The 7,119-nt window shown below is 48.3% G+C and carries 7 protein-coding genes; all 7 read right to left on the reverse strand.

The genetic code is table 11. The annotated features are described in order from the left end of the window. Window positions 1-55: 55 nt before the first annotated feature. Window positions 56-1,126 (reverse strand): LPS O-antigen chain length determinant protein WzzB, encoded by a 1,071-nt coding sequence (locus AACX78_RS15895; RefSeq protein ID WP_159166776.1) that lies wholly within the window; start codon window positions 1,124-1,126, stop codon window positions 56-58. Between the two features lie 20 nt (window positions 1,127-1,146). Continuing rightward, window positions 1,147-1,677 (reverse strand): dTDP-4-dehydrorhamnose 3,5-epimerase, encoded by a 531-nt coding sequence (gene rfbC / locus AACX78_RS15900; protein ID WP_159166777.1) that lies wholly within the window; start codon window positions 1,675-1,677, stop codon window positions 1,147-1,149. Window positions 1,678-1,950: 273 nt separating this feature from the next. Further along, the gene (gene rfbD / locus AACX78_RS15905) at window positions 1,951-2,841 is read right to left on the reverse strand and encodes a dTDP-4-dehydrorhamnose reductase (protein ID WP_159166778.1); all 891 of its coding nucleotides are present in this window, start codon (window positions 2,839-2,841) and stop codon (window positions 1,951-1,953) included. Window positions 2,842-2,847: 6 nt separating this feature from the next. After that, complete coding sequence (locus tag AACX78_RS15910; protein ID WP_236556345.1) at window positions 2,848-3,984, reverse strand: sugar transferase; 1,137 nt, start codon at window positions 3,982-3,984, stop codon at window positions 2,848-2,850. Between the two features lie 174 nt (window positions 3,985-4,158). After that, a complete protein-coding gene (locus tag AACX78_RS15915) occupies window positions 4,159-5,325 on the reverse strand; it encodes a nucleotide sugar dehydrogenase (RefSeq protein WP_159166780.1) in 1,167 nt (388 codons plus the stop codon). 3 nt (window positions 5,326-5,328) lie between these two features. Next, window positions 5,329-6,078: a glycosyltransferase family 2 protein gene (locus AACX78_RS15920; RefSeq protein WP_159166781.1), complete on the reverse strand. Its 750-nt coding sequence runs from the start codon at window positions 6,076-6,078 to the stop codon at window positions 5,329-5,331. 26 nt (window positions 6,079-6,104) lie between these two features. Further along, the gene (locus AACX78_RS15925; protein ID WP_159166782.1) at window positions 6,105-6,875 is read right to left on the reverse strand and encodes a glycosyltransferase family 2 protein; all 771 of its coding nucleotides are present in this window, start codon (window positions 6,873-6,875) and stop codon (window positions 6,105-6,107) included. Window positions 6,876-7,119: the final 244 nt, after the last annotated feature.

The raw sequence follows: 7,119 nt of genomic DNA on the forward strand, positions 1-7,119 counted from the left end.
CAACCCCAAAAAAAGAAAGGGGGCAAAGCCCCCCATTACTTACTTGGTAAACATATTATGCCTGTTCAGGCCGGCGGAAAGCATGGCGTACCAGCACAATGCCGACGCCCAGCATGCCACCGAGCAGGGTAGCCAACACCACGATCAGCGGACGTTTTGGCTTGTCGCGGCTAAGAGGTTCATCTGGCGCGTCCAGATAGGAGAAAGGACGAAATGCAATACCGTCCAAAGAGATGCTTTTTAAGCGTGCCATCTTTACCTGCAGAGATTGCAATTTGGGTTGATAAACCTCAAGGTCGATGGATTTCAGTAATGACAGCTTTTCTTCCAAACCTTTCGAGCCCAGAGAAATGAGGAGGCGATCCTGAACGTTATAGTTTTCCAGTGGAGCGCTGACACCAGCCGCCTTGGCGACTTTGTTGGCCATCGCCAATTCTACTATTTCCTGTTGCAGGGCTCGTCTTGTGTCCTCCTGCATGATCAGATACTCAGTTTTCATGCCATCCAACTGCAGATCACGCTGTTCAGCAAGTCGGTGTGTCAACTGCTTTTGTTGCAACTTGACAATGTAGTCAACATACCCCTTCAACATTGCCAGCGACCTTTCGGAAGTGGGGGCCGCAAACTTGAGCTCAACCCCCGGTACCTCCCCCTTCTTGTCTACAGGCTGAGCCGTCACGGATTTACTCCAGTCGCGCAACCAACGTACCTGCGCCTTGCCATCCAGCCCATGGCTTTTTACCACCTCGGCAAATAAAGGGCTGGCTTTGAGATAATCACGACGATTCTCGTAACTGTTGAACTCCTGAATAAACTCCAGATAAAGACCTTCTCCGCTGGGAAAACCGCCAAGACCCAATGCAGTTGCCTGCTTCGAGACTTTCCGCATCGGTGTCATGTCCTCCGGCTTCGGCGCGGCAACCACTGCCGAAGCGGACCACTGCTGCGGTGCCAACAACGCATAAGAGATACCGCCCACAGCAAATACGCCAGCAATAAGCACTATCAGCAGCTTCTGGCGCCACAACACCAGCATCAGCTCACGCAGATCGATCTCATCATTGGAGGGTGGCTGCCATCCCCGGGGCAGTTGGGTATCTGAACTATCAAGCATATTTTTATTCATATTGAGCCCTAAAGGTGAAGTCATAGCCAGAAAGGTGCGTTGCGATCTTTTTCAGAAAGAATCAATGGAACCTGATCCAAGATGGGCCACTCAATTGCCAAGGTCGGATCGGACCAGTTGAGGGTAGCCTCAAGTTCAGGCGCATAATAATCGGTGCACTTGTACAGCACATGAGCCTCCTCGCTCATCACATAAAAACCATGGGCAAAACCGGGTGGGATCCACAATGATGCGCCCTCTGCAGCCGAAAGCCGAGCGCCAACCCATTTCCCATAAGTAGCACTCTTCTCTCGCAAATCTACCGCTACATCAAAAATGGTACCTGCAATAACCTGTACTAACTTGCCCTGCGGCTTTTGTCGCTGATAATGCAGCCCGCGCAATGTCCCTTGCCGGGAGCGACTCAGATTGTCCTGAACAAAACCAAAATCACCGCATCTACGAGTAAAGAGGTCGTGGCGGAAGAGCTCCATGAAATCACCTCTTTCATCTTCATGGTATTGGTGGTTAATCTGAACAACATCTGGAATTTTTAGTGGAATAAAATGCATAGAAGAGTCTTTGGTGTAAGGGGCAAGTGTATATCAGCATACGTAACGGTCTTTAACGTCCTATCTCAACATATCTGACTCCAAGGGGCTGCAGACACGCTGGCAAGCATCATACGCCCCCCGGAGCAGACGGTCTCCTGATCGGTGTCAGGTGATGACGTTCATCGCACTTATCCAGGCAAAGAATACCTAACTCAATCATCTGCCCAGATGCATGGTGTCATTTGCTTTGTTCCTACATACCGTCATCTGGTGCAAAGCAAATGCAGGCCATCAATCCACAGTACCTAGACCCGCAAGCCAATGTCTCATCTGTTGCTGCCACGGCGGCAACCTGACGCCAAATACAGCAGAAAACCGTCGGCAATCGAGCCTGGAGTTGAGTGGACGACGGGCTGCCTGGGGCCAGCTCTCAGATGGAATGGGTTTTATCGGAACGGGCCTCGCCAGCAGACCAAGCCGACTACCTTCTTTTACCAGGGCTGAGGCAAAGCCATGCCAGCTCGTCTCGTCTGCGGGGCAGAGATGATAGAGGCCCCCCCTGTCTGGCGCCTTCACGACCTGTGTCAGTACCAGTAGGACAGACGTTGCCAGCCAGTCCACCTGCGTCGGCGTTCCCCATTGATCCCCCACCACCTCAAGGGGCTTGCCCTCCTTGGCACGGCGCAAGATGGTGCGGGCGAAGTGTGTCCCCTCCCCGCCATAAAGCCAGCTGGTTCGCACAATCAGATGACCGGGGCAGAGAGCCTGAATGGCCTGCTCGCCAGCCAGCTTGCTGGCACCATAGACATTGAGCGGAAATGGCACATCAACCTCGCGCCAGGGAGCACAGCCTGAACCATCGAACACATAATCGGTGGAGAAGTGCACCAGCAAGATCCCCCTAGTATTAGCCTCGCGGGCAAGCAGTGCTACCGCCTGATGATTGATGCTATAAGCACACTCTGACTGGCTCTCTGCAAGATCGACGGCCGTGAAGGCTGCTCCATTGAGGATCACATCAGGCTGATGGCGATCCAGGGCGCCGATCAGTGTATCGGGATCGGTGATGTCGCACTCCACCTTGCCAAGTGCGACTACCTGCCAATCTGGATAATCCCGGCACAGGGCAGCAAAAAGCGCTCGTCCTAGTTGACCACGAGCGCCGAGCAACAAAATACGCATCTGGGATTACCGCGCGCCAAAACCGGTCAGTATGGTTCGGATGGTCTTGAACACGATAAGCACATCCAGCCAGAGGGAGAAGTGCTTGATGTAGTAGAAATCGTGCTCAATCTTGATCCGAGTGTCATCGGCATCGGCCGCATAGCCGTGCACCACCTGGGCCCAGCCACTGATCCCGGGCCGCACGATATGACGATACATATAGAACGGGATCTCCCGCTCGAACTGATCGACAAAGGTGCGCTGCTCCGGTCTTGGCCCGATCAGGCTCATGTCCCCTTTAAGGACGTTGAAGAACTGCGGCAGCTCGTCGATGCGCAGCTTGCGGATCACCTTGCCCACCCGGGTGACGCGCATATCGCCATCTTGAGCGAACTGCGCACCGTGTTGTTCCGAGTTTTGGCACATGCTGCGAAACTTGTAGATGCAAAAATCCTTGTTGCCCTTACCCACCCGGTTTTGCAGAAACATCACGGGGCCCGGGCTCTCCAGCTTGATAAGAATGGCCGTCACCAGCATCAAGGGGGAGAACAGCGGGATGGCGATCAACGCGGCCAGGATGTCCATGCCCCGCTTGATGAAGGCATAGACGGGGGATGGCAAGAGGGAGCCGAGCTGGTTCTCATGGAGATGGTCGATCTTCACCCGTCCGGTCAGGGTCTCGCTGATCTGCTTGATGTGATAGACAGGGATATGAGCCAGGGCACAGCGCGCCAGGAAACGCTCCCACTCCCCTGCCAGTTTCTCATCCCGCAGATCTGCCACCACGGCGTCATAGCGCACGGCCCCAAGATCGGGTTTGTCCAGCAATCGCCATTCCACACAAACATGCCGGGTCAGGGCCTGATAGTCGCCAAAAGGCAACAAGGCATATTTGGGGGTGCGGTAGCGGCGACCAATGAAGTAGGCCAGCCAGCAGCAGAGCAAAGCCACCATGTACGACTCGAACAGTACCTGACGGCTGTAAGGCAGGCGCAGAAAAAAGAGAACCCCCACCAAAGTACCGTAGAGTGTCGTGACAGTCGGGATCATATAGGCAACGGGACTCGCGCCCGGATAGCGCAGGAAGCGATGCAGCACAATCCCGGTCAGCAGAAACGCCACAAAGGCACCGCTCAGAGTATTGATCCTGACAGCATCCATTTGATACCAAAACCCCCATCCCCAGCGCTCTATTGCTGGTAAACAAACCGTAAGCAGGGCCCCGAGGATAAACAGTGCCGGAGGAGTAAATATGATGCGCTCATACCAGCGTGAGTGGCGACGTTGATAACTCACTTGATTCCTCAATATGATTTTTATAAGGGGAAAATAATGTCAATCTGAACCGAAAAGATCACGAGTGTAGAGTTTGTCGATAACATCATCAAGCTCAGCCACGCGTCGATTGGCCAGTATCACATCGCAACTGGCTTTAAACTCTGCCAGATCTGTGATGACTCTGGAATGAAAAAACTCCACTTCCGTCAAGGCTGGTTCGTAGATAACCACTTCAATGCCCTTCGCCTTGATGCGTTTCATGACACCCTGTATGGCTGAAGCTCGAAAATTATCAGATCCCGACTTCATGACTAATCGATATACCCCGACTCTTTTCGGTTTTTGTCGGATAACAGAATCCGCAATAAAATCTTTGCGGGTTGTATTAGAATCGACTATCGCCCGAATCAAGTTATTTGGAACCTGATTGTAATTAGCAAGCAACTGCTTGGTATCTTTTGGCAGACAATAACCACCATACCCGAACGAGGGATTATTATAGTGGCTGCCAATGCGCGGATCCAATCCAATACCTTCAATCACCTGCCGGCTATCGAGGCCATGCAACTGAGCGTAGGTGTCAAGTTCATTGAAAAACGCAACACGCATCGCAAGGTAGGTATTGGCAAACAGCTTGATCGCCTCTGCTTCTGTGCTGTCCGTAAAGAGCACAGGTACATCCTTCTTGATCGCGCCCTCCAACAGCAGGTTGGCAAACACCTGAGCCCGCTCTGAACGCTCACCGACCACGATACGAGAAGGATGCAGGTTGTCATAGAGAGCTCGCCCTTCACGCAAAAATTCGGGGGAAAAAATCAAATTCTCATAACCGAGATCCTTGCGCAACCTAGCGGTATACCCAACTGGAATGGTCGATTTTATCACCATGACAGCATCAGGATTGATTGCCATCACATCCTTGACTACTGACTCCACCGTACTGGTATTGAAATAGTTAGTGTCGGGATCATAGTCTGTTGGGGTCGCAATGATGACGAAATCGGCTTGTTGATATGCCTCTGCTTTATCTAAAGTCGCCCGCAGATTAAGCTTTCCGCCAGCCAGATACTCTTCGATCTCTTTATCAACGATGGGAGAGAGCCCTTGATTGATCAGCTCGACCTTGCTGGCAATCAGATCAACAGCAACCACCTCATGGTGCCGTGCCAGCAATACTGCATTAGATAGGCCAACATATCCCGTACCCGCAATAGCAATTTTCATGTTTTATTTCCGATGTTTCAAAAAACCATTTAGTGCATACCAGAAGAAGTACCATGAAGACTTCAACAGGTTCAGCTGTACTACAGTCCTGTAAAATTCCCACTGATATTTCGCTACATGCAATTTATTTTGCGTCATACCAGAGTCTGTTCTGTATCTTGCCAACACGTCAGGTAAACCATAAGCTTTATCACACTTTGTTAGCAACGCCAACCATAACCCCATGTCCTGCCTCTTTCTTATAAGTGGCATTTCCTGACGACCTAAGATATCAGCATTATATACTGCAGTTAAACATCCGATAACATTACCATACAACAATTCATTATAAGTCACGAATTCAGGAGCATGGACAACCTTGCCCTCGCCATCGTCGGAAAACATTTGATATGAAGAAAAAGTAAATGAATAATTATTTTCCTCCATAAAAGAAATCTGAACTTTCAGTTTATCCGGATTCCAAAGGTCATCTGAATCAAGGAATGCTATATATTTACCCTTCGACCTTCTGATTGAATGATTTCTTGAAAATCCTGCACCCGAATTAGTGTCATTGCATACAACATTAATCCTTGGGTCTTGCGCTTCAAAAGCTTTTAATATAGCGACGGTATCATCAGATGAGTTGTCATCTGTAACCAACAATTCCCAGTTATCATACTCTTGCAGAAGAATACTCTGTATAGCTGCAGATATCGTTTTGCCCGAATTGTAACTCGGCATAACGATTGAAACGAGGGGGGATGCGTCCATAATAATATTACCACACGGATGTGAGCTTACTTAAAAAGTGAGTGTTTTAAGAAAAACGAACTATAGCCAGCCTTGTATGCCGCAGGATATTTTTTCAAAATAAAAAGTATAAACATAATCCCACCTAACTGGCCATACACTCTTTTAAACATGGCCTTCTTAGCTAAGATCTTTTCTTTGGTAGAATAGAAGTCGCTACCTGATGTGACAGGAGGATGAATACATACCTCAATAGGATATCTTTTCAACTTTAAACCTGACTTTATACAGTCAGATAAAAATATCATTTCTTCACCTGAAGGTGAACTGGTCCCTAAACCAAAGTCCTCATCAAATAGCACTCCACTTGCAACTATCGACTCCCGCTTTAAACAAATATCAATTGATGAAGGGTTGGCGATATTTAACATATTGTGAGAAAAAGAGTATTCCTTATTTTTTGTAGTCTTTCCGTTGGTGTATTTATGATAATATGTACCAATGTCCACATCATCCTTACTCATTAGATCAACTACCATCATCATACTGTCAAAAGAAAAGAAGACATCATCATCTAAAATAAAAATATAATCTCCGCTACATTTATTAATTGCTGTATTTCTGCTGACAGAAAGACCCGAGCTATCTAATGGGACATATATTATGTCGTGTCGTTCTTTCAAACTTGATATTACTTTTGGATCACCTTCATTTGGTCGCTGATGTACAATCACATACTCAGCACTTGAATATTCTTGTAGTTTTAGAAAATCTATTCTATTTGATATAGTAGATATCGCAAGTGAAATCAGAGCCATTATTTATCCTTGTACAGAAATTTAAAGCATAGATATTAATCCTTGCCAACTTTCTTATTGCAATACGTTAGATGAAAGGAAACCAAGGGGAATAATAGCAACATTGATATCATTCTATGCCGAACAGCACCGCCAATATAAGCCTCCCAAAGAGATGAAAGCAATATTGTCACCAATGATATTATCATAAAGGGAGAGCTAATTAAAACTCTGTTTCTCATAATCAACAACAATATTACACAAT

Origin of the sequence: Aeromonas sp. 9A (genome assembly GCF_963900955.1) — a bacterium.
GTDB classification, from domain to species: domain Bacteria; phylum Pseudomonadota; class Gammaproteobacteria; order Enterobacterales; family Aeromonadaceae; genus Aeromonas; species Aeromonas salmonicida.